General features: G+C 47.3%; 15 protein-coding genes and 1 tRNA gene. 5 read left to right on the top strand and 11 right to left on the bottom strand.

Going from position 1 to position 23,350, the window contains the following annotated elements; all coding sequences use genetic code 11:
* Nucleotides 1-261 precede the first annotated feature (261 nt).
* The 3 genes from P6910_RS16800 (at nucleotide 262) to P6910_RS16790 (ending at nucleotide 2,523) form a co-directional block, all read left to right on the top strand.
* Complete coding sequence (locus P6910_RS16800; RefSeq protein WP_317142424.1) at nucleotides 262-825, top strand: hypothetical protein; 564 nt, start codon at nucleotides 262-264, stop codon at nucleotides 823-825.
* A 126-nt stretch (nucleotides 826-951) separates the two neighbouring features.
* Nucleotides 952-1,509, top strand: a complete 558-nt coding sequence (locus P6910_RS16795; protein WP_317142423.1) for a hypothetical protein — start codon at nucleotides 952-954, stop codon at nucleotides 1,507-1,509.
* Nucleotides 1,510-1,965: 456 nt separating this feature from the next.
* A complete protein-coding gene (locus P6910_RS16790; protein ID WP_317142422.1) occupies nucleotides 1,966-2,523 on the top strand; it encodes a hypothetical protein in 558 nt (185 codons plus the stop codon).
* 13 nt (nucleotides 2,524-2,536) lie between these two features.
* On the opposite strand, the gene P6910_RS16785 is transcribed toward P6910_RS16790, so the two are convergent.
* The 9 genes from P6910_RS16785 to hpaR all read right to left on the bottom strand — a co-directional run bounded on the left by P6910_RS16785 (nucleotide 2,537) and on the right by hpaR (nucleotide 18,571).
* Nucleotides 2,537-2,613, bottom strand: a tRNA-Pro gene (locus P6910_RS16785).
* A gap of 126 nt (nucleotides 2,614-2,739) precedes the next feature.
* A complete protein-coding gene (locus P6910_RS16780; RefSeq protein ID WP_317142421.1) occupies nucleotides 2,740-3,078 on the bottom strand; it encodes a hypothetical protein in 339 nt (112 codons plus the stop codon).
* A gap of 71 nt (nucleotides 3,079-3,149) precedes the next feature.
* Complete coding sequence (locus P6910_RS16775) at nucleotides 3,150-6,446, bottom strand: PAS domain S-box protein (RefSeq protein ID WP_317142420.1); 3,297 nt, start codon at nucleotides 6,444-6,446, stop codon at nucleotides 3,150-3,152.
* A gap of 81 nt (nucleotides 6,447-6,527) precedes the next feature.
* Nucleotides 6,528-11,726 carry a hypothetical protein gene (locus P6910_RS16770; protein WP_317142419.1) on the bottom strand — a complete coding sequence of 1,733 codons (5,199 nt, stop codon included), beginning with the start codon at nucleotides 11,724-11,726 and terminating at the stop codon, nucleotides 6,528-6,530.
* A gap of 472 nt (nucleotides 11,727-12,198) precedes the next feature.
* Complete coding sequence (locus P6910_RS16765) at nucleotides 12,199-13,305, bottom strand: acyl-CoA desaturase (RefSeq protein ID WP_317142418.1); 1,107 nt, start codon at nucleotides 13,303-13,305, stop codon at nucleotides 12,199-12,201.
* A gap of 105 nt (nucleotides 13,306-13,410) precedes the next feature.
* A complete protein-coding gene (hutG, locus tag P6910_RS16760; protein WP_317142417.1) occupies nucleotides 13,411-14,385 on the bottom strand; it encodes a formimidoylglutamase in 975 nt (324 codons plus the stop codon).
* Between the two features lie 797 nt (nucleotides 14,386-15,182).
* Complete coding sequence (locus P6910_RS16755; protein WP_317142416.1) at nucleotides 15,183-16,709, bottom strand: Na+/H+ antiporter NhaC family protein; 1,527 nt, start codon at nucleotides 16,707-16,709, stop codon at nucleotides 15,183-15,185.
* Between the two features lie 779 nt (nucleotides 16,710-17,488).
* Entirely contained in the window at nucleotides 17,489-17,920 is a 432-nt protein-coding gene (locus tag P6910_RS16750) for a cupin domain-containing protein (protein ID WP_317142415.1), read from the bottom strand.
* A 228-nt stretch (nucleotides 17,921-18,148) separates the two neighbouring features.
* Nucleotides 18,149-18,571 carry a homoprotocatechuate degradation operon regulator HpaR gene (gene hpaR / locus P6910_RS16745; RefSeq protein ID WP_317142414.1) on the bottom strand — a complete coding sequence of 141 codons (423 nt, stop codon included), beginning with the start codon at nucleotides 18,569-18,571 and terminating at the stop codon, nucleotides 18,149-18,151.
* A gap of 425 nt (nucleotides 18,572-18,996) precedes the next feature.
* On the opposite strand from hpaR, the gene mmsB reads away from it, so the two are divergent.
* Complete coding sequence (gene mmsB, locus P6910_RS16740; RefSeq protein ID WP_317142413.1) at nucleotides 18,997-19,896, top strand: 3-hydroxyisobutyrate dehydrogenase; 900 nt, start codon at nucleotides 18,997-18,999, stop codon at nucleotides 19,894-19,896.
* Here mmsB and P6910_RS16735 read toward each other — a convergent pair whose 3' ends face one another.
* Both P6910_RS16735 and P6910_RS16730 read right to left on the bottom strand, forming a co-directional pair.
* Complete coding sequence (locus P6910_RS16735) at nucleotides 19,897-20,748, bottom strand: S1 RNA-binding domain-containing protein (protein WP_317142412.1); 852 nt, start codon at nucleotides 20,746-20,748, stop codon at nucleotides 19,897-19,899.
* Between the two features lie 29 nt (nucleotides 20,749-20,777).
* Nucleotides 20,778-21,257, bottom strand: a complete 480-nt coding sequence (locus tag P6910_RS16730) for a GNAT family N-acetyltransferase (RefSeq protein WP_317142411.1) — start codon at nucleotides 21,255-21,257, stop codon at nucleotides 20,778-20,780.
* Nucleotides 21,258-21,437: 180 nt separating this feature from the next.
* Between P6910_RS16730 and P6910_RS16725 the strand changes: the two genes are divergently transcribed.
* The gene (locus P6910_RS16725) at nucleotides 21,438-23,309 is read left to right on the top strand and encodes a hypothetical protein (RefSeq protein WP_317142410.1); all 1,872 of its coding nucleotides are present in this window, start codon (nucleotides 21,438-21,440) and stop codon (nucleotides 23,307-23,309) included.
* The last annotated feature ends 41 nt before the right edge of the window (nucleotides 23,310-23,350 follow it).

Genomic DNA, 23,350 nt, shown 5'->3' with positions numbered 1-23,350 from the left:
GATCACTTGTTGGCGGGTTTGAAAGCGGACTGGTCAGGAATAGAAAATTATTTGAATCTGAAAATGCAGTGAATGGAACTAATGTACATTTTTGTGGTCTTAGTTAATAGGAAGCAAATTTAATTCTTCTGTCAGATCATCAGGCATTCCAAATATCCATTGAAGTTTTGTCAGATGCACTATCGCAAATGTCAGGGAAACTGATTCTCTTTGAAGATAAAGTAGTTTGGACAATTCATAGTTTAAAAAAGGAGATACTTTATGATGAATGTAAATAGTCAAGCAGCCGGTCTTCCCATTGTTGATCAAGGCAGACAGTCAGAACCAGACAGGGGGTCAAGTGTTGGTCAATTCCTGAAAAAGTCCGTAAAAGAAATACACCTCAGAAATATTTTCTGGGATGTTGATAATTATAAATACCAATCTGCAGAAGGGAAGCTTGTAACACGACTTCTAATGAGGAATGGACCTGCGTGTGCTCTTTCCGCTTGCGGTTGTTATATTGCTATGAATTATATGTCATGTGGCAACTTAGGGATTGCGGGCGCAGGCGCAGTTGGGTGGGCTGTCGGCTCTCAGGCAGGTTACTCGATCGAAAAAGAGTTTTATAAGGAATATTTTCGATTACAAAATGAAGCCAGTCGAAATGCAGTCGTTACTTCTCAGCCTCAGTGGGACTCTATCCAGGGTCCAAATGTCTCCAGCGACGATGAAGACTTAGAGGAGGCTCCACCACCAACCTATGAAGAATGTGTGCCTGATAACACTGTTCGTCAAAGAGTAAATCGCTCTGATGGTCCAAGCACAGAGACAGTCGTGGAATAGTGTTCGGAAAAACTGTTGCCCAATCAATTGTTTTGTCAGAAGTGCTGTCTCAAATGTCAGGGAAACTGATTCTCTTTGAAGATAAAGTAATTTGGACAATTCATAGTTTAAAAAAGGAGATACTTTATGATGAATGTTAATAGTCAAGCAACCGGTCATCCCATTGTTGATCAAGGCACACAGGCAGAACCAGACACGGGTTCAAGTGTTGGTCAATTCCTGAAGAGGTCCGTAAAAGAAATATCCATCAGAAATATTTTCTGGGATGTTGATGAGTATAATGACTACTCCGATGAGGGAAAGTTATTTATACAATTTCGAATCGTGGCAGTCCCTCCATTGATTGTTTCCGCTTTGTGTTTTTCTGTTGCGAAAAATATGTCATGTAGTAAATCAGGGATTGCGGTCGCAACCGCACTCGGGTGGTTAGCTGGCTCTAAGATAAGTCGCTCGATCGGGAAAGAGTTTTTTAAGGAACATGAACGATTAGAATCTGAAGCTATTCGAAATGCAGTATTTGCTTTTCAGTCTCAGCAGGACTTCATCCAGGATTCAAATAGCTCCATCGTCGATGAAGACTTAGAGAATCCTCCACCATCCTATGAAGAATGTGTGCCCGATATCACTGTTCAGCAAAGAGTAAATAACTCTGATGGTTCAAGCGCAGAAACAGAAGCAGAATAATGTCCGGTGAAACTGTTGCCCAATCAAGTGTTTTGTCAGGTGCGCGGTCTCAAATGTCGGGGAAACTGATTCTCTTTGAAGATAAAGTAATTTGAACGATTCATAAGTACCTAACCAGTTGGTTTCGCATATTCTGGACGACGGCTTTTTCCATCCTTCTGCGTTCCAACTCTGGTTGCGTAGCTAGCAGCCTGTCGGACTTAAGCGTCCGTAGCGAGGATTGCAAGAAATTGAGGATAAAAATATCTGTTTCTGAGGAGAATAGCGAGCTATTTGACGAAGAAACAGGGATTTTTAGACCAATTTATTGCAACCGCAGTAGGACAGTCTTAAGTCCGACAGGCTGCTAGGGCTACGCGCCCGTCGTTGCGCCTTGAAGGATGAAAAAATCCTCTCGCCAGAATATGCGAAACCAACTGGCCAGGTACTTAGTTTAGAAAAAGGAGGTACCTTAAGATGAATGTAAATAATCAGGCAACCGGCCATCCAATTGTTGATCAAGGCACACAGGCAGAACCAGACACGGGTTCAAGTGTTGGGCAATTCCTGAAGAGGTCCGTAAGAGAAATAACTCTGCACAACATTTTCTGGGATGTTGATGATTATAAAGACCTCTCCAATGATGGAAAGTTTTTTATGCAATGTCGTATGTCAGCAGGAACTACATGTTCTGTTGCAGCTTGCTGTCTTGCTGGTGCGAAATCTATGTCGTGTGGCTATTTAGGTCTTTTGAGTGCAACCGCAGCCGGGTATCTTGCCGGCTCTCAGATGAGTTACATGATCGGAAAAGAGTTTTTTGATGAATTTCATCGATTAGAATCTGAAGCCAGTGGTAATGCAGTTGTTACTTCTCAGCCTCAGCGGAACTCTATCTGGGGTTCAGATTTCTCCAGCGACGATGAAGACTTAGAGGAAACACCACCACCAACCTATGAAGAATGTGTGCCCGTTAACACTGTTCGCGAGAGAGTAAATCGCTCTGATGGTTCAAGCACTGGGGCAGTTGCGGATTAGTGTCCGGAAAAACTGGTCGGAGCGAGAGGATTCGAACCTCCGACCCCCACAACCCCATTGTGGTGCGCTACCAGGCTGCGCTACGCTCCGACTTTCGCTTTGGGGTTTCTGAAAGTGCCCCGCTGACGAAGCCGTATATTACCCTGTCGGCCTTATTTTGCAAGGGGTATCTGCGACGGATTCGCTGCAGCCGTGGGTCAGCAGCCAGTCCTCTGCTCAGTGCAGGGTTTCATCTTTGATGCTGTGAAATCTGGCCAGCACTTCGTGCATCATTCTCATTTTCTTCATAATGCCCTCAATCTTGGCTCTCTGGTTTTCAGGTTCCATAATGGGCAGACTTTCAATCTCGTCGTTTAATTCTATAAGATAGGGCAGAAAACGGTTAGCCGAGGCGCTGAAGCCTGAGTCCTTCTGAAAAATGGCAGAAAAGTTGCCCTTTTCTTCTTTTTGCAGAATTTCCAGCTGTTCATCGGCATTGAGTGCCAGTGTGTAGATGTCTTTCAGGGTGAGAGTCAGTTTGGCCTGAATCTCCTGAATAATTGAAGTTGAATTCATGGGTCACTCGATGGGGTTAATAATGGCGCAGTATAGGTTAATCCAGAGCTCTGTTGTAGTGATTTGCACCTTCAGACCGGGTTCTCTGCAGACTGACTCTGCAGTTGCTCGTAGAACTTTTCCAGCTCGTCCATATCACAGGCCTCGGCAATTTGCAGAAGATACTGACAATAGGTCTGCAAATGTGCCTCTTTGAACTCATCCGTTATGGACGTCAGTTCTTGTATATCACCGAATTCAAGGGCCCGGGAGACCTTTCTCAGCAAGGCTTTTTTATGAGTCTCATCCAGTTGTGGCAATTCAGAAACTTCTGCTTTATCAGCGGCTACCCGAGACTTCCTGATATCCAGATTCAAAAGGCTCGCCACTACTTGTAGCAGGTAATTCACCTTGAAGGGTTTGGCCAGGACGCCGTCAAATCCTGCCTGCTTGAGTCTTGTCTGGATGTCAGAGCCTGCGCTGGCGGTCACAGCGATTACTTTCAGGTTTTTCAGCTCAGGGTTCAGACGGATATGTTTGAGCGCTTCTACTCCATCCATTTTGGGCATTCTGATGTCCATCATGACCAGCTCCGGTTTCTGGATTTCCAGGCGGGCCAGAGCTTCCAGTCCATCACAAGCCTGCAGGGTTTTGAAGCCGGCTTCTTCCATGATGACTTTAAGCAGGTCACGGTTTATTTCCAGATCATCAACAATCAGTGCGGTGTAGGTCTGATTGTCAGCCAGTATCAGTTCCACCTGGTCAGAAGAAAAAACATTATCGGTATCCAGTGCCGGAACTTCTTTCAAGGGGATCGAAAACTTGAAGCTGCTGCCCTGGCCTACATGGCTGGTAACGGTCAGGTCGTCTCCCATAGCTTTTACCAGGTGGCGACTAATGGCCAGACCCAATCCGGTGCCCCCTGACTTCAGGCTTTCATCCAACTGTCTGAAGGGGTCAAAGATAATTTCAAAATTATCCGGATCAATGCCAACGCCGGTATCTTTCACTGTGAAGCAGAGTCGTTCAGCCACCGCTTCAATCCCGATTTCAACGGAGCCTTCTTCGGTATATTTAATGGCGTTGCCCAGAAGGTTGGTCAAAATTTGCCTTAGCTTGACATCATCAACTTCTATCCACTCTGGAACCTGCTCATCAATGGTTAATATTAACTGTAAATCTTTATGCTCTGCCCTTGGGAGAAAAAACTCCCGGGTTTCCAGCAGCAACCGTCTGAGGTTAATTGATACCGGGTGCAAGTCCACACCCTGAGTCTCAATTTTAGTGAGATCAAGAATGTCGTTAATCAGGGTTAGCAGATGCTGGCCACAGCGCTCAAGAATGGCCAGCTTCCGATGCTGTCCGGGGTTCAGTCCTCCTGATCGCTGTAACACCTGCGCGTAGCCTATGACACCATTCAATGGTGTTCGTAACTCATGACTCATGCACGACAGGAACAGGCTTTTTGAGCGACTGGCGGTAATAGCTTCGTCCCTTGCTGTCAGAAGGGCCTGTTCAATCTGTTTGCTTTCCGTGATATCCCGGATGACAACGGATATAAGAATACCTTCGCGGGTAATCAGTGGATTACTGGTTAACTCTGCAGGAAAGTTGCGCCCATGTCGGTCAACGGCTTCTGTTTCCCGACGAAACAGTTGTGTTCGCTTCCAGGCTCTGTCTAGCAGGGGGCTGATCAAAGGATGGTTCTCCCGGGATTGAGGAGGAACAAGCAGAGAAAGGGGCATGTTGATAAGGTCTTCGCGAAGAAAGCCCATTAGTCCGATAGCTCTGGTATTGACCATGACGATAATGCCATCCGGATTCAGGATGATCGTGGCATCCGGTGCAGAATCCAGCAAAGCCTTGAACTTAAGGGTATCACTGACCCGTTCAGTGACATCATTGGCCAGCCCTTCAATCACTCTTTGCTGTCCGGAAGTCATGGCGTTCCAGAACAGTTCAATCCTTCGGGACTGTCCCTGTTTATTCTGGATATCCAGTTCGAACGCCTCCACCGGCTCGCCTCTCAGTGCTTTCTCAAAATTGACTTTGTAGTTGTAATTGCCCGGATCGTGACTCAAAAAGTTCTCCAGTGGGCCGGAAAACTCTTCACTGCGAAAGCCCAGGACCGATTTCACCGAACGACTGATATGGACAATTTTGCCGTCAGTGTCGAGCTGGAAATAAAAGTAGCGTCCTTTCAACCCCTGAACGATATGCCCCATATTGTTGGCTCTGGCCTGATGCAGGGCAAGGTCTCTGGCATCAAGCCACTGAGTCAGTTTTACGAATGAACGGGCCAGGGAGCCGGCTTCGTCCCTGGAATGGGTGTCGGGCAGTTCAACAAGCTTATGATGCTCGATAAAGTTATCCATGCAGGATTTCAGGGTAATCAGGGGGTTGGTGATTTTTTTAGAGGCATACCAGATGCCACCCAGAATCAAGAGCAGGGAGATCAGCATAATAGCAATGTCCAGCAGGGCTATGTCGAGCACTCCCTGGAGAGCATGTTGTCGGCTGACTGAGGTATAGAGCCACCACTGGGAAGAAGACACCGGGGCACCGAAGAACCAGTATTCTTTTTGATACTGGGGGTTTGGCAGCCAGGCCCGGAAGGTCTCGGCCCGGCCGGAATCAATCCACTCTTCGATCTTGTTGCCGAACCCTTCGATACCATAAACTTCACCGGTCTGGCGCAGGTTTTTATGACCAAAGCGGTTCGCTTGAATGCTGTCGCTGTAGAGGTAATCACCGCTGCGGTCGACCATATTGAATTTCCAGAGGTTGATCCCGATATTGCGTCCTTCAAACAGCTTTGGATTGATAACATCGTGAACCATTCGATTGATATCAACATCCAGTTTAAGCAGATGCCCATCGCCCTTTTGAGAGCTCGGGACAATAAAACTGACCAGTCTCTTGCCGGTTTTGGCATCCCGATAGAGCTTGCTCCAGTAGTCATTCTGTTTGAGCAGCTGCAGCCAGCTCTTGCCCAGTTCGGTCGGCGGCATTGTCGGCAGTTGGGTGGGTTCTGCCTTGTTTTTGCGGTTATTGATACACGCTGAAGTCGCTATGTTTTTAGTGTCTATCCAGCAGACTCTGGTCAGGAAGGGGCTGGAAGCAAGAATACTGTGTAGCAACGGGTAGGTCGGGTAGCTTTCAGTCTGTAATAAACGAATCTGGGCTTTAGCCTGGGACATGATCTCCTGAGTGTAGGCATCGAGGGTACGGGCAAAGTGCACAATGTTGTTGCGCATCTGTATCTCTATTTCATGGGAGGACTCCTTGAAAGAGGTATAGATGTGCAAGGCACTCAGCAGGTTATAGAAGAGTGTGACGGGCACAACAGTGAAAAGAATGATTTTTTTTCGAATAGAGGGTTTGACCACGCCCTGCCTCAAGCAAAATCTTAGCAACCTGTTCAGAATAGCCAAGGGAGACAAAGTTGGCGGCTAAATGTTTCGTTCCCATCAACCGTCTGAGACGTTATGCACGACCAGAGTCATAATAATTACCAGCCAGCGAATCCAGTAAATTCCTTCAAGTTCACTGGGCGTCCTTGTTGCCATGAGACTTCCATAGTCCCCGGGCAGGTAGTCTTCAGGGATCTCAATGCCATCATTGTCACAGTAATCGCCCCCGAATGCGGACAGGGGAGGCGGGGATTCTGGCTCGGTTTTTATGCCAATGAGAGGGGTAACCGGCTGTTGTTCAGAAGAGGGAGCTGTCGTTTTAAGGTTTGCCGCTGGAGCTAATGTCTTTGGTTGCGGTGTTCGCACAACAGGCTGCCAGTGGTTGCCAGCGTTTATGAAATTATCAGCGATCAGTGGCGCTTGCAGATTGCCATGGAACAGTGTGATGGTGCCCCGATCATCAAGCCATTCTGCGATCTGCGAGGGATCATGGCTGGGCACCGGCACCGCTCCCAGGGCCGGGTTGCCTGCCATTGCCGGGATAAACATGGCACCCAGCGGGTTTTGAAAGTTGTGAACGGCAGGAGTAACAATCATGACATTCAGCGGCGTATTCGCTGCGTGTAGCAAAGGCATCAGAAGGTGTTCTACGACATTATTATCCCCCCACATATGTTGTCCCGGCTGAATAGGCGTAAGACCCTGAAGCATCTGTAAGCCAGCCTGACTGGGGTTGTTCATGAGATCGTCAAGGGCTTGGGCTCCCAGTCCGAGAAACAGAATATAAGGTGTTAACCTGTAGCCATCCCGATGCCATTGGCTGCTCAGATGCTGAACCAGATCATCAATCAGTTGCATTTGTTGGGTGTGACCGGCAAAAAGCGCTAACCGGTTAATCAGGTCGGCTAATAATAGATCAAGAGCGGTATTGTTACCTGAATGGGTGATCAGCTGATTCAAGAGGGACCATAGTTCATCGCTATCCGTAGTGTCGAGTGTGTCCAGGGTCTCCTGGTAGCTCGCAGGCAGGTGATCATGAAGGTGTATGGGCAGATGGCTCAGGAATCCTTTGAGCGTATTTTTGAGCAGGGGCGTGTCATTAAAGAGCAGGTGTCTCAGCTGGAACAGAAGATGATGGCTGATTACATTGTTTTTTAAAGCCAGAAAAATAATGTTTCGATACAGGCCGTCAACAATTTGAGAATTCATGCCATGAGGTCTGGTTAATACCAGATTTCTTAGCAGGGCGATGATATGGTCAATGATCTTACTGGCACTTTCAGGCCTCATATTCAACAAGTGAACCAGGCTGTTGTACAGGCAGAAGTGGTCTGCCGCTACGTTTACAGTTTGCCATCGCTCTGATTTCAAGGCATTGACAGCCTCTTGTTCCAGCTGATTCAGGTTCGTTTGTAATGCAGCCTGCTGGGCTCTGAGCCGGGTCAGTTCTGCCAGTGATAATTCCCTGACTCCCCGTTGTTCCAGCTCTATGTATTCGTGGGGGGTCAGGGGAAGGTTTTCCGGTTTGGTTCGCTTAAAAGGGTGGAACGGCTGCGAAGTCAGGGGGCGGGATAATTCATCCTTCAGCATCTGGCTGTCGGGGAGAGTTTTTCTTCTGTCTCTTTTACTTTTGACGGATTCAGGCAGTTTGAGGGTGAACCATCGATCTTCATTGCTAACAGTTAAAATCCTGAGGAGATAGTCGTAATTTCTGTTCTCAACAATCCATTGGTTTAATTGTGCAAGGGGAATGCTCACCTGTTTAACCTGACTCAATTTTTCGGACTCGTGAATACTCGGGCTTGACTGAATCACGATGATTCTGGGCGGTGAGGGTGCAGGCGCGGAGTGATAGGTGGCACCGGATATCGTCTCATCAATAGATGAGGAAAAGTCAATAATCACCAGAGGTTTTGGCTCGCGACTCTGGTTTCTATGCTCCATGACCTCCTTGATCGCTTGAATCAGCGTGTCCCTGTGGGTGTAACTTGGAAATTGCACTTTGTCATGGCTGGGTATCAGTCTGAGCTCTCTGGCCAGGTAGTGGCGTTCATAAACCCGGGGTCTTAAACGCAATCTGACGGTTTCCGGCAGTGGGTAAACCGCAGAAATGGGAAAGGAATGGTTAAGATTATTTAACGCTTTGGCCCAGCTCTGGGATTTCAGTCGGCTATAGGCCTCAGGAAAGGTCGTGGCCTCCGCCTGGAGGATGTCCATGGGGTAGACACCCCATTTTTTCATCAGCTCGGCAAGGCTTTTTCGGCTGAGGCTAATGGCCCCGTTTCCTGTTGTCAGCAATTCACTGGTCGGGGATGGCTGGGTCAGTTCGACTCGTTTTGATTGTTGGTTGACAGGAGAACTGCTTCTTTTTACAGGAGCATTGTCCGGTTCATCGATGACCATATATTCCCGTTCCTGCTCTGTTGCAGAAGCGCATTCACCGGTAAACAGGGGAATATGGGTATCGGATAAAATTTCCCGGATGAGTACCTCAAGCAGGGAGTCGTTGGCTAATAGCGGTATTTTATCTTCGAAAGTTTTCTCTCCAAGTGCCCGGTTCAGGGTGGCTTGTATTTTTTCTGAATACTTCTGATTGACCTGTTGTATCCACTCATCTTTTTTGATGGTATCAAGCTTTTTCTGTTCGCCTTTTGACAGCGGTGGCTGGTGTTGGTTTACCAGGTGCGACCAAAAAAGCTGTTGTAGTTTGGCGAATCCATTTTTGAAAGCTTTCAGGCTGTCTTCATAAATTTCATTGGCATGCACCGCTTGCAATTCAAACAATTTATTAGTCGGCAAGCCCGGCCATTGATTCATATGCAGGCTTTGGAGTTGACTTGAGTAAAAGTGGTTGACTCTTCGAATGAGGTAGTCTCTTTCGATTCTTTTCAACTCGCCTTCATGTTTTTTTCTTTGTTCCTGCTCATGTTCGGGTATTCTGCCGGCCATGATATGCCAGTTGATAAGTCGACTTAATTTCGCTTCATCGACCAATGTGCGGTCGGCCGCTACCGAATTGACCAGTGTTCTCAGAAAGTCGCTGGCCACCATACTGGGCTCACTATCATGAGTCTGATTGGCTTCCAGTTCAGAGAAGCGACTTTCCAGCGCTTTTGAAAAATCGTCCCGGTATTTTTTGTCCACGATACGCAACCACCAGTCCTGTTGATAGTCAACGGGTAGATAGAGCTGATGATTAAACTCTTCAGGTCGCATCTCTCTGGTCAGTTTTAAAAGGTAATGGTGAAGCTTTAGCTTGAGATTATTTCTCGAGCTAATGTTTCGATACTGAATCACACTCTCAGCCGTAATTTCATCGAGATCAAAGAACAGGCGATCCAATGGCAGTTTACTGGCATCAATGTGTGGAACGGGATCCTGACGCAGGTAGTCCATATAACGTCGACTGAGTTCCGGGCTGGATTGCCACTCATCCAGAAGCATCAGACGCGTTCGGTCTACCAGCTCTGGCATGATCTCATAGGCCATATCGCCGGCGTGATAGGCAATGTTTGCCAGGGATTTAACAATCAGCTGTTTGGCATCAGCCCAGTTTTTAATCTTCTCCTGATACCCCTGGTAGGGGTTGTAGCCCAGGATGTAGGTGAGCAACGCAGCTTCAGGGCCGCCGTCGAAAAGCAATTGATCGAATAACACCAGGGAACAGGGGTGAAAATCCGTCAGATCAGCCTGAGTGATCACGTCACGAAGGTAGAGGTTGTTTCTTTTCCACTCCTTGCGGTATGAAAAGCCAACGGCAAAGTTATCGGGCTTGGCATCGCAGCAGATTCTGTGGGCACAATCTTCGTTGCCCAGTTTTTCCAGGTTTTTATAGATAGCTGCGATCACAGCATGCAGTATGCGGCTGACCGCTTCTGCGTATCCCATCTCGTGAACTTCACCAATGCTGCCCTGGGATTTGATTGACATGGCAATTTCCTCAGGGCCAAAGTCCAGCAAACCTTCGATGAAATTTTGGGCCAGTTCATCTTTTTTCAGATGACGCTGGATCATGTAGATGGTAAAACCTTCTCTGGCTCTGATCCGCAGAAGCCGGGTGGGCTCGAGGTTGACACCCAATTCCTTGTAAAGCTTCAGTGCTGCTTCGTGGGTTAGCAGAAAATTGTCGGCGTCCCTCTTGTTCGTGTAACCGGGGAAACGTCGCAAAGCCAGACCGGGCAGAACATCGAGGGTAAAAACAACAGAAAACTGGCCTCTTCCAATCACTCGGGCATCGGCATGTCCTATAGACTTGTACGCTGATGAAACGTCTACACTCATTTCGTCCTGCACATTAAGGAATTCAGCATGGACATTTTGTTCAAAGACCTGAAGGAACCTCTGATAGTCAACATCTCTGAGTGCGGAAGTGAAAGGAGCGCCTGATAACTCTTGCTCAGCAGGATTATTGAAAATGCTTCTCGGGTCATAAAAGTGGCTGGCTTTTCTCAGGTCATGGATGCTCTTTTCGCCTTCCTGAGTCTCAAACTCTACGCAGACCTCACAGGTTGAGTTTTGACTGTTGATGTAGTGACAGAAAAAGGTCTGGTCGGGTTTGTGTTCTGGCTTGAGTATGGCTGCAGTGTGAGTTGCATCGTATGGCACAAGAATAAACGTTCTCTGCTTGGGCCTGGGGTCTCCGGTTTTATGGTTCTGTACCCTCATTCTTACACTGAGCAAAGTCTCTTCGTCCAGATTAAACGTAATGGGATGACCGCTCGCACTCAGTTGCCTGAAGGTAGAAAGTCCCACTCTCTGAAATGGCGGTCCACTGACCAGAGAATGGTTCTCGTAGTCAATGCGCCAGGAAATAAAGTGTTGGCTGCTACCCAAAAATGGGTTGCTTGCAGAGAAGGGATGACATTCGGGAGCGTCAGGTGACTTGGGTGATCCCAGCAAAGGGCTACCCACAGGGGTAGAACTCAGTTCAGAGTCGATCAGCATATATTCTGTGCGATCAATACGAGAGCGCAGTATATGGACTCGCCAATATTTATTTCGGGTAGCAGAACTCTCTCTCGAGCTCTGGGCAATATCCCCCAGCATTTTGAAATAATGTTCATACTTTTTGACCTGTTCGACATTTTCCAGAAGGCTGCCCGAGGAAGCAGAAGCTAAGGTCGAAAAGAAGAGAACGAAAACTGCGAATCTGGCATATTTGTTCCAGTTATTACGGGACAGAAACAGGTTAAGGAAGAGCACATAAACCGTGATCTTTCCCAGAAGAGCCATGGATCCCGAAAGTAATTTAGTCAATTTACCGCAGATAGTTCAGTCGTTATTTATTGATGCCCAGCCTTTAGCTTGCCTTTAGAAAGTTTCCCTTCGGCTCTGCTACCCAACGCCATGTGTATCCCTGAACGGTCAAAAATTTATATTTATGAACACTCCAGATTAGACCAGTCTTTCACCGAATATGATTGTAAATGTTTAATTTATTTTTTGGTTCGTTACTGAAGTGATTTTTTAGAGAACTTTTAGAATACTTTAACGAAACTCACGGAATTCTCCTTCCGTAGCTTCTTATCGAGAGCTTAGCCACCTTTGAAAGTCTGTATGGAGATGGCTTATGGAGGGCCTAAGCCAGCAAGGGCTTTGAAGAGAGAGTGGAAAGTGTCCCGGATAGTGGTGAGGTGTCAGTGCACTGGGCTTGTCGAAGATTGTGGTACTCTGCTTCAACAAACCCGGCGCGAGCCAACGCCTGGTTGGCACTGGTACATTTTGATGATCAGGTTAACAGACCTGCACGAGCCAGTTGCCAGCGTTTTTGCTGTTCCTGCATGGACGATTTCATCTCTTCATATTGCTTATGAAGCTCTGAGTTTTCCCAGTTCTGTTTCAGCTCTTCGGCTTTGTGTTCAACCCACTTCTGACGAAGTTTGTTCCAGTCGTGCCAGGTGCTGCTCACCAGTTCATACTGTTCTTCCAGCTTTTGCAGGGCAATCTGGCAAGTCAGCTTCTGGCTGGCATATTTGTACTGCATATCGATCCGGGCTTTTTCAATCCGATAATCGCTGACCCGCTTCAGTTTGCCAGTCAGGCCGATTTTCGAGAAGCCGAAGATCAGCCACTTGGTGGGATCAAAATGCCACCAGCGTATGCCGTTGCGGTAATCATACTGAAAAATATGGTGGTAGTTGTGATAGCCCTCACCCCAAGTCACCAGAGCCAGAATGCCGTTATCCCGGGCGGTATTTTTATCGGTGTAAGGGCGCTTTCCCCAGATGTGAGCCAGAGAGTTGATAAAGAAAGTGAAGTGATGACTCAGCACCAGTCTCAATACCCCGCCCAGAAGAAGCATGGCAATAACATCGCCCATCAGCAATCCTGCCAGTGTGGGTATAAACAGGTTCATCAAAAGTACCAGTGGCACATAGTATTTATGTTGCCAGACTACAATGGGGTCTCTCTGCAGGTCCTTGATATTAGAAAAATCACCGGCTTTTGGGTCATAGTCACGAAGCATCCAGCCAATGTGGGAGAACCAGAAACCACGACTCGCAGAGTAGGGGTCTTTGTCGTGATCGTCGACAAAGGCGTGGTGGCGGCGATGACCAGAAGCCCAGCTCATGATGCTGTTCTGAATCGCCATGGCACCCCAGATTGCAAACCAGAGGCGCAGTGACCAGTGAGCTTCATAGGCCTTGTGAGACCAGAGGCGATGGTAGCCAGCAGTGATAGCAGTGCCATTAAACATGAGGATTAAGCCAGCAACGATCCATTCACGGAGTTCAAAGCCATGGGTAATACCGTACCAGGGAACAAGGGTGACCATGGCAAAAAACGTTAGCGAAAAAAGTAACGTGGTCACCCAAATGCGACGGGGTTTCTCCATTATGCGCTCATAAAGTCTTTGTCTAGGAGACTTGATTCTCGCACAATGTTGCTAAGCTGTTAAGCCGTAAAAGTCGCTGTGATCCATTGGCACCTGCATACTTTTTTATTCGTTGGGTTGATCGGTGAGTTGATTAATTAACCAGGCAGCCAGTCTGGCTGTGCGCAGGTCGTGATCAAATTCAGGGTTGTATTCAGCAATATCCATTACCCTGACTTTTGCGCAGTCCTTGATGGTCTGCAGAAGGGTTGCTGTCAGATCCAGTGGAATGCCTCTTACAGCCGGAGCACTGACCCCCGGAGCCTGGTAGGAAGGAAAGGCATCCAAATCAATGGTTAAATAAACATGATCGACCATTGAGGTGAAACAAGTCAGTTCTTCGATCAGAAAATCGAGGTTATCTCTGTGAACCTGATCATCGGTGATATAAGCCACATTGAACGCATCGGCCCGTTCGAACAACGCCTGAGTGTTACTGCTGCGGCTGATACCAAGACACATACAGTGAAAATCGAGGTTCTGATAATCGCAGAACTGAGCTATCTGCCAGAAGGGGGTTCCGGAACTGGCGCCTTTCTCTGGCTTTCTTAGATCAAAGTGGGCATTAAAATTGATTACGCCAATATTCAATCCTTTGGGGGTCTTGTGATCCTGAGTCAGAAAGTCTGCCAGACCTTTAAAGCTTCCCCAGGCTATTTCGTGTCCACCCCCCAGACCAACAGGCAGCAAGCCTTCCTTGAGGGCTTTTACCAGTGTTTGACTGAATTGATTCTGTGCTCCCTCCAGATCGCCATCCTGACAGTAGACGTTGCCCAGCTCATAAAGTCCATCGTCCCGGTTCCAGGGGAGATTGGCGAGGCATTTTCGAATCAGGTCCGGGCCGTTGGCGGCGCCCACCCTGCCATGATTGCGTCTCACGCCTTCGTCACAGGCCAGCCCCAGCAATGCCAGGCCGCAAGAGCCTGAGTGTTCTGAGAAGGGTTTAATCTTCTGGTACCAGCGTTGTGTCTGCTGCGGGTCACCATCATAATCTACCCGTCCGTTCCAGATTTCGGGTTCTACAGGTTTTAACTCAGACATGAGATGTGGGCACTCGTACTGTGAAATACCGCCCCTTAAGGCTTCAGCAGCATTCAGTGATCCGGGGAGGCGGTAATACCGGTTCAAAGCTGTTTTTGTCTCAGGCTCCCGGCACCGTCTGGTCTCAGCGTTGCGAAGCGCGAGCGAAGGTTTTTCTCCGATGAGGCAGGCTACCAGCGCCATGGGTATGTCTGACTCTCGAGGTTTTTCAACTGGAGGGAGCCGTGGTTCGTTCAGAAAATAAAAAGCTACTGGCAATAATGTAGCAACTGTGGCGCTGTTCTCCACTGATTTCACGCCTTCTTCTCAGCTCTCAGATTAAACAATCTTCACGAATTGTAACTTCAAACTCATCTAACACACCCGGATTGTCGGAAGGAGACGGTCTTACATCACTACTGTCATTTTGATTCCTGTCCAAGAATCGCAACTTTATACCAAACGGGACCAATACGAATTCGAAGCGTTTGAGCTTCAACATCGAAGCTTTCGATCTTAATCCGTGTGCTCAGATACCTCCCACCACACCTGTGTGCCATAAAATGTAGATCATCTACTTTAAAAATGGTTGCCGTCTCACAAGAACATGATTCATAAGGTAAAGGAGATGAAACCTTATAGACCTGATATGCGTATACAGGCAATGATATAAGAAAAACTGATGCCAAAAAGAGCTTTCTTAAACTCATCTAACACACCTGAATTGTTAGGTTGATGAGCGCCCGGAATGAACTTTTACCTGCCGGATTTAGACGCGAGATTTCTCGGCACGGGTTACTTTGCTGACTGAAAAAGACTTATGCAAAAAAATAGGCGGTTGCTGTCCATAAACAAGCCGCTAGTGAGGCAGCAAATATTGCCGGAATGATCTGAGACTTAACATGATCCATCAGGTCACAGCCAGTGGTCATCGAGCTTAATATGGTTGTGTCGGATATAGGTGAACATTGATCTCCGAACACACTTCCGTTCAGTACTGTGGCAAAACATACCATCATAAACAGCTTGGGATTTGCTAATGACTGTGATTGCGCGATGGCCCAGGCAAGAGGCATGGTGAGCGGAAAGGTGATTGCATAGGTTCCCCAGCTGGTACCCGTTGAAAAAGCAATGATCATAGTCATCAGCTGTAAAATTACCGGCAATAACCAATAGGGAAGCTGCTCGCCGAGTAGCGACACGACATACGATCCTCCGCCCACTTCCTTGCTGATACTGCCAATGATCACCGCAAGCATCAGGATGACCGAAGCAACCACCACACCTTTTAACCCATCACCAAAACCTTCAACGACATTGGACAATGACATACCTTTAGCGATGGCAATGGAAGCAGAGAGCAATAAAGCGATTCCGAAGGCCCAGTTAACTTTTGGAGTGCCCAGGTAGATGAACGTTAAGACAGCGATACCAATCAGACTGACCAAAGGAATAATGAATTCCAGAACATGCGGCCTGTAATTATCGGGAACTTTCGCTGTTTGTAGTTCGGTGGTGTTGAGCGGCTTTGCGCCTGCAGCGTCCAGCTGTCCGGTTTCCAGAGCCCTTATATGTGCTTTTTTCATGAGGGGGCCGGAAAAACAAGTAATATTCAGACACAGTAAAAGTGTTCCACTAATGGCCAAAATACTATAAAAGCTGAAAGGCACACTGCTAAAGAAAAAAGCTAAACGATCCGCTTCCGTTGCCAGAAATGATACGCCGGGTACAAAAATTAATGCCTGCACGTAAGTAGGCCATGCGTTGAATGCCAGTACAGAAGCAATAGGAGAAGCCGTTGAGTCGACAATGTAACTCATTTCTTCATGGCTGACTTTCGCTTTATCAGCAATCGGACGTATAGTAGTGCCTACCAGTACGGTACTTATTGTACCCCCCTGGAAAAAGAGAACACCCAGAAGCCAGGCGACAATTTTTGCGGAACGTTCACCCTTTACAAAGTATTTGGTCATAAAGGTGGCAAATGCCTGTGCAGCGCCCGTTTTGGACCAAACTCCCAAGAGGCCGCCAAGAAGCCATAAATACAGTAATAGTATTGATGCAGTGCCTTTTTTAGCCAGGTTGGGAATAATCACTTTGTCAGTCAAGTCGTATTGACCGAGCATAATTGCACCAATAATGATGCCACCTAATAAGGCTGTTAATGGCTCTCTGGTGATCAGGCACAAGGCTATCGTTACTAATCCGGGAAGCAGCGACCAAAAGCCATAATGAAAAGTCGGCTCGAGTAATTCGAAATTGCCTTCATATTTGTGGTTAACATTAACTGCAGCCAAAACCCCTAACACAAAGATTATCAACGCAAAAACATTATAATTCTTCATTGAATATACCTTTTTTTGCTAAAAGACCTCAGATGGATTTAAGCGGTAAGTGCAATAACCTGCTCAGTTTAGACCTTAGGCGGGTTCGCTTATCGAGAAACTTTTCTGGCATAGTTTCTGGTGTGGCTCTTATGTTCAGCTTTCAGTGTCGGCAGAAGCGATCGCTATGGCCGGTCGTGGAATCGGGTCAATCAGTGAAAGAAAAGTCGCGCTGCCAGGAGCCTGACCGAGAAGAGTCTGCCCTACGCGGCAACTGCTCCTGCGTTGCTCTAGCTCCTGCATCCATGCAGTCGTCGGCAACTGCTCCTGCGTTGCTCTAGCTCCTGCATCCATGCAGTCGTCGGCAACTGCTCCTGCGTTGCTCTAGCTCCTGCATCCATGCAGTCGTCGGCAACTGCTCCTGCGTTGCTCTAGCTCCTGCATCCATGCAGTCGTCGGCAACTGCTCCTGCGTTGCTCTAGCTCCTGCATCCATGCAGTCGTTGGCAACTGCTCCTGCGTTGCTCTAGCTCCTGCATCCATGCAGTCGTACGGTGACAGCACATTGGTCTGAAAATCCGCTTTTGTTCGTCAAATAGCTCGCTATTCTCCTCACAAAACCGAATTTTCATCCTCAAGTTTCTGCCGTCCTCGCTACGGGGTCGCCTAGATGGGCGCTATTCTCGGTCAGGCTCCTGGTGGATCATCACCTGAGTGGTTTGCCACCTTTCTGGTATTTAAAAGGTTGTCGCAAAACTCTGGTTTGCAGGCATCAACTTCTTCAGCGTGGAAACTCACAGGTTATTGTTCTTCTTCTTTAAACACCGTTATAGCCTGGCCTTCATTACCGGCATAAACAACAACGATTTCTGCAGGCTCATCCGATGTGTTTACTCCGTAATGCCACTCATCTACCATCTCAACCAGCGCATCACCGGCTTTCAGGTCCAGTTTCTTGCCATCAGACAATCGAACCACCGTTAATTCACCTTTAACCAGGTAGCCTGCATTGATTACAGGGTGCTTGTGAATGGGCAGTCTTGAGCCTGGGGCAATGGCAATACGCAGTACACGGACTTCAGGGTTCTCAAGGGTGACACCTCTCAGAGGGGTGCCATCCCAGCTGGCTGTGCTGTGCGCCAGTACTTCAGTAGAAGACTCGCCAGCAGAAAAAGCGAAAGAACTACCTAGCGCCAGAAATAGAACAGCACTTCTCAAAACGGTTTTCATCATGATTTTACTCTGGGGGAGTTTAATAATTTATACATCAAATAAAGATGAATCCTGACTTGATCAGGTGCAGGAGGGTGGCAGTTTTAATTATTCTTATGCAGGCACAGTAGTCTGTTCGTTAGTATTGATAAGTGCGATATCGGCAAAGAGGGGTTGTAGCCCTCAGGGCATACCTGACAGGCTAACTCAGCCGATATCCTGCCGATTATAAAATTAAAATAACAGATATCAGTTGGTTAACAGACTGACTTCATCAAGCAGTTCTTTCAGTCGCTCCATCTTTTCCTGACTTAAACCCTGGGTTAGACGGCTATAACTGTTTTCCACCATAGGGGTCATCTCGTCCAACAGTTTCCTGGCTTTAGGAGTGGCTTTGACCAAAATACGTCTATGGTCTTCTGATGACTTGCGGCGGCTGACATAATCCTGTTGCTCAAGACGCTGGATAATGCCTGTCAGACTCGGGCTCAGAATGCAGCAGGCATCAGCCAGCTGTTTGGTTTCCATCTCGTCGGTGTCGTTCAGAACCCGCATCACGCGCCATTGCTGTTCAGTAATGGAGTGTTCTTGCAGCATGGGACGGAAGAAGCTCATGGCAGCCTCTCTGGCCTTAAGTAATTTGAGTGGTAGAGAATCTTCGTACTTGCGCATCGTGTTCAGTTTACAACTAATAACTATGATTGCCGGATTGTGTGCATCTTGTTCAGGATAATCAAGACAATGATGTAATTAATTAGATCGTATTTATTCGTAATCGATAAACCCACAAACAACCCTGACAGTACCCCTAAAGGGGTATGTGGCCGTAGTATTCGCTTTCCTTAGGGGGGGGTGTCAGAAATGTCAGTATTGTATACGTGCGGATGAGTATATTCTGAAGTACAGTTTCGTCTGGCCTGATTGTGTAAAAAATAATCAGTGGGTGTGCAGTTCTGGACGATACTGATGCTTTGAAGCAGGCTTCAGGTCGTTAAATACATGGGTTTTAGTTTCCATCGGAATCCTGCATATTATATTGGTATCACTCTTTTTGATTGCGCTGACATGACAACAACAAACACCCGGGAGTGCAGATCATGGCAACGGTAGCGTTTATCGGTCTTGGTAATATGGGAGCACCCATGGCGGCTAATCTGGTCAAGAGCGGTCACGATGTGAGTGTATTTGACCTTGTTCCCGAGGCAGTGAGTTCTCTGGCCGCTCTGGGAGCAAAAGCTGCGGCCAGTGCAGAGCAGGCATGTTCAGGAGCCGAGTTTGTTATTTCTATGTTGCCCGCCGGTAAGCATGTAGAAAGTCTCTACCTGGATCAGGGGTTGCTGGATTCCGCTCCGACTTCTGCCATTCTTGTCGACACCAGTACCATTGATGCGGACACCGCCAGAAAGTTATCGGCTGCTGCTGCCGGGAGAGGGAAGTCAATGATTGATGCGCCTGTGTCCGGTGGCGTTGCGGGTGCGACTGAAGGCACTCTGTCGTTTATGTGCGGAGCAACCGACCCTGAAGTGTTTGAAAAGGTGAGACCGATACTTCTGGACATGGGTAAGAATGTCTTTCTGGCCGGTGGACCAGGAGCTGGTCAGGTGGCCAAAGCCTGCAATAATATGTTGTTGTCCATCTCAATGATTGGCACCTCGGAGGCGCTTAATCTTGGGATCAAAAATGGCCTTGACCCAGCGGTACTTTCCAACATTATGCTGGCCAGTTCAGGAAAAAACTGGGTACTGGAGGTTTATAATCCATGTCCCGGTCTGATGGAAAACGCTCCGGCCTCCAGGAATTATGAGCCGGGCTTTATGAGCGAGCTGATGTTGAAAGATCTCGGGTTGGCGATGGCGGCTGCCAGTGGCAGTGAGGCTATGACCCCTTTGGGTGGCCTTGCTTATGAGCTGTATAGCCGCCATGTTTCCGGGGGAATGGGTAAGAAAGATTTTTCCAGTATCTTTCGGGCTATAGAAAGTTTGCAGCCAGAAAGTTAATCACTGGCTGCTGCGGATACCTGATGTTTCAATTTTAATAAGACGCTGCTTGTACAGGCCACCCAGCGCCATTTTAAAGGCTCGTTTGCTGGCTCCGAAGACCCGTTTGATTTCAGCAGGATCGGTTTTATCGTTCATAGGAAGAAAACCTCCGGCAGCTGCCAGTTTGTCCATAATCTGTTGACTGAGAGAGTCCATCGCCTGTTGATCAAAGCCGGGCTTTTTCAGGCAGAGGTCTATTTTTCCATCCGGTCTGATACGCTTGATATAACCCTGTACTTTATCACCTGGTTTAACAGAGTCGTTTACTTCCTGGCTGAACAAAAGTCCCTGGTATCTGTTATTGATAATGGCCATATAGCCAAGGTCGGTTTTATCGTAAATCAGAAGGGATACAGGTTGGCCGTTTTGGTACTCTCCTGCTGAGCGATCAATGAACTTATGCAGCCTTGAAGATCCTACGATGCGTCTTGTTTCTTCGTCCTGGTAGAGATAGACAACATAGCGTCCACCTTCACGCATACGGGTTTTTTGTTCACGAAAGGGTACCAGCAGATCCTTGCCCAGATTCCAGTCCAGAAAGGCTCCAACCGGATTGACTTCTTTGACTTTCAGAGCCGCAAACTCACCAACACAGGCCAGTGGTGTTTCTGTCGTTGCGATCAGATGGTCGTCGGAGTCAAGGTAGACAAAGACATCCAGTTCATCCCCAACAACGCAGTCTGCAGGCACGTGCCTTTTGGGTAGCAGGATTTCATCGAACTGTCTGCCATCCAGAAATACGCCGAAGTCTGCTTTATCGACGACTTTCAGGCGATTTTTCTGGCCAACTTTAACGAACTTTCCGGACATATCTGTGCCTTTGAGCGAAAGGTGAGAAGTCAGAGTTTTTTCTCCCAGAACAGGGCGTTTCCGAGCTGTTCATCCAGTTCGAAACCCGAGAAGCCAAACTTTCGGTAAGCAGCCTGAGCTACACGATTCCCTTCCACAACTTCCAGCGTGATTTTGCAGCACCCTTTTTCTCTGGCGACCTGTTCAACTTTTTCGAAAAGTTTTCTGCAAAGGCTTTGACCTCTGAATGACTCATTAACCACCACATCATGGATATTGATCAGAGGTTTGCAGGCAAAAGTAGAAAATCCTTCCAGGCAGTTGGCCAGAGCGGCCGGTTGTCCATCAACCAGACAGAGCACCGAAAATGCAAAAGGACGTTTTAACAGTTCCTGAATCAGATGTTCTCTGGTGAAGCTGCTTAGAGGCATTCCTCCACCCATTGGGTCTCTGGCGTAGTGGTCGAGCAATTCAACAATGGCCTGACCATGATTAGGGTTTGAATAATCGGCTACGAAAATATCGGGCATGTAAATGACTTCTGGTACATAAAGCTAAACAATCAGGAAAAGTATTCTTGCATAACGGGCCTTGAATGGATAGCAGTCTGGCAGGGTTCTGAGTCATCTCATGAGGTCCCGGATTACTGTCGTTAATTGAAAAACAATCGGCTGGCCCGGGAGCGCCAGAAGCAGCGAAGAGTATCTTCTGTGGCTTATGGCCCGGAACTTTTTATGCTCTGCCGGGTCAAAATTGCAATGCTTAACGAAATAACTAACATGGAGGTTAGAATTATGACCCCTTCCTGTATTATCGGGGCAAGCGGATACCCGGCGTCTTCAAGGTCCGAAAATACTGCGCCAAGTCGCTTTGGTGCTATCTGGCGCACCATCACCGGCTCATTCAGATGTGTTAGCAGCACGAGTGATGATACTGTGTTGCCTGGCAATCAGAGATATTCAGCAACTCCCTCAACGGATTTGAAGGACAGAGACGTTAAAGGAACATCTTCAAGCCCTCTGGATTTACCAGTCACTGATGACCATGCAAAGGCATTTAAAGAAGTTGTTCGTAGAATTAAGACAGACCAACAACCATTGATTATGGAGAAGGTAAACGCAATTACCACACCGCAGCTTGAACAGATTGCCCAGTGTTGTCGCACACCAGAACAAATCACTACCGAGCACCTCAGTTTTTTAAAATCTGATACTTTTGCCTATGCAGCACTCCGTGCATTTCGGGAAAAGAAAATCAGCAGCAATGAATTTGCCACCCTGGTTACTCTGCAGGGCGTTTACCTCGAGGGTATGCAGGAAATTGATTCATTTGAAATTCGGCATAACAAGCTGTTTGATGATAATGGGGAAGTTAATGAATGCGCATGGGAAAACATAGCGTATTCACTGATAAGGTCGCGGATGTTTTTTCCCGGTTATTCTTATAAAGTAAATTCCATCATACGGAAAATGCAGCTTTTGCTTAAAAAAGCACCTGCGGTTGAGGCCGGTTTCTGGCACTGCAAATTCCCCATTTATAAAGACAAAGACCAAGGACAGCTGACGATGCAAAAAGCCCTGTCAGCCGTACACTTCGACGTTTTATTTTATAGCTACGGCAGGGATTGGATGTTATGTCCGTCCATCACGTTGCGACAAGCTTTCATTGATAGTTATTGCCAGGAAGAAGCCCATAAAATCAATCCAGTGATCGGGATCAGTTCGCCTGAAGACATTAGAATCGGCAGCCTGAAAGGATACAGAGATATGGCTATTCCGTTTCCTGGCCATCCTTTGCCGAAAACTGCTGACCGCTTGTCTGCTCGATGGATTCTCGTGTTTATGCAGCATGATCTTTATCATGCAGTTCGAGCCAGCATGTTAAAAAATGCTGATATCCATTCAATCATTGCCATTGCCGATGTTGTGAGAAAGATTAAAGCATCCTTCAATAATGAATACCTCAGGGTAAAACAGCTTTTTAAGGAGCAGGAAGAAAGCCTTGAACGCTCTATTTCCGATTACCCACAGAAGCAACAAGACAGAATGAGAAAAAAATGGCAGGAGCATGAAAAGATAGTCAGTGTAAAAAATACACTCGAATATCTGAAACGTACCAGAAAAGCCCTGGGCCAACTTGCATTTAACCTTGTTGATCTTGAAACCCATGAATATGAGTGGAGAATATTTCCCGATGATTATGATAAACAACGGTTCGATTATCACTTGTCAAATATTCTGTTTCAATTGAACAGGTCTCCGCATGACCCGTGTCGTGAGTTTCTGAGTGAAACCGAAGCAGGCATTGTTGGTCAGTGTGTTATTCCGATGATTGTGGGTAATTTTTTTAATCCCCGGAATTTGTATAGTTATTTCTGCTGGAAGATTGATAAGGATGTAAATTCATATTCCGATGAACCTCTCTCAGAAAAACAGAAAAAGGAATACTTGGCCAGGAGTCTAAAGTTGATTGAACCGCTGAAACCATCGGTTAAGCTGGACCGATCACAATGGCCGCCTTTCCTCCGGGATGCGATGATAGATGTTAATGGAGTGCGCATTCCAAACTCCGAACTTGATTAATGAATAAATGAAATCATGCAATTTGTTGATTTTTTTTGATT

This window comes from Endozoicomonas sp. 8E, assembly GCF_032883915.1.
GTDB lineage: Bacteria > Pseudomonadota > Gammaproteobacteria > Pseudomonadales > Endozoicomonadaceae > Endozoicomonas_A.
Note: the sequence above shows the minus strand (reverse complement) of the source record. Positions and strands in the feature narration are given on the sequence as shown.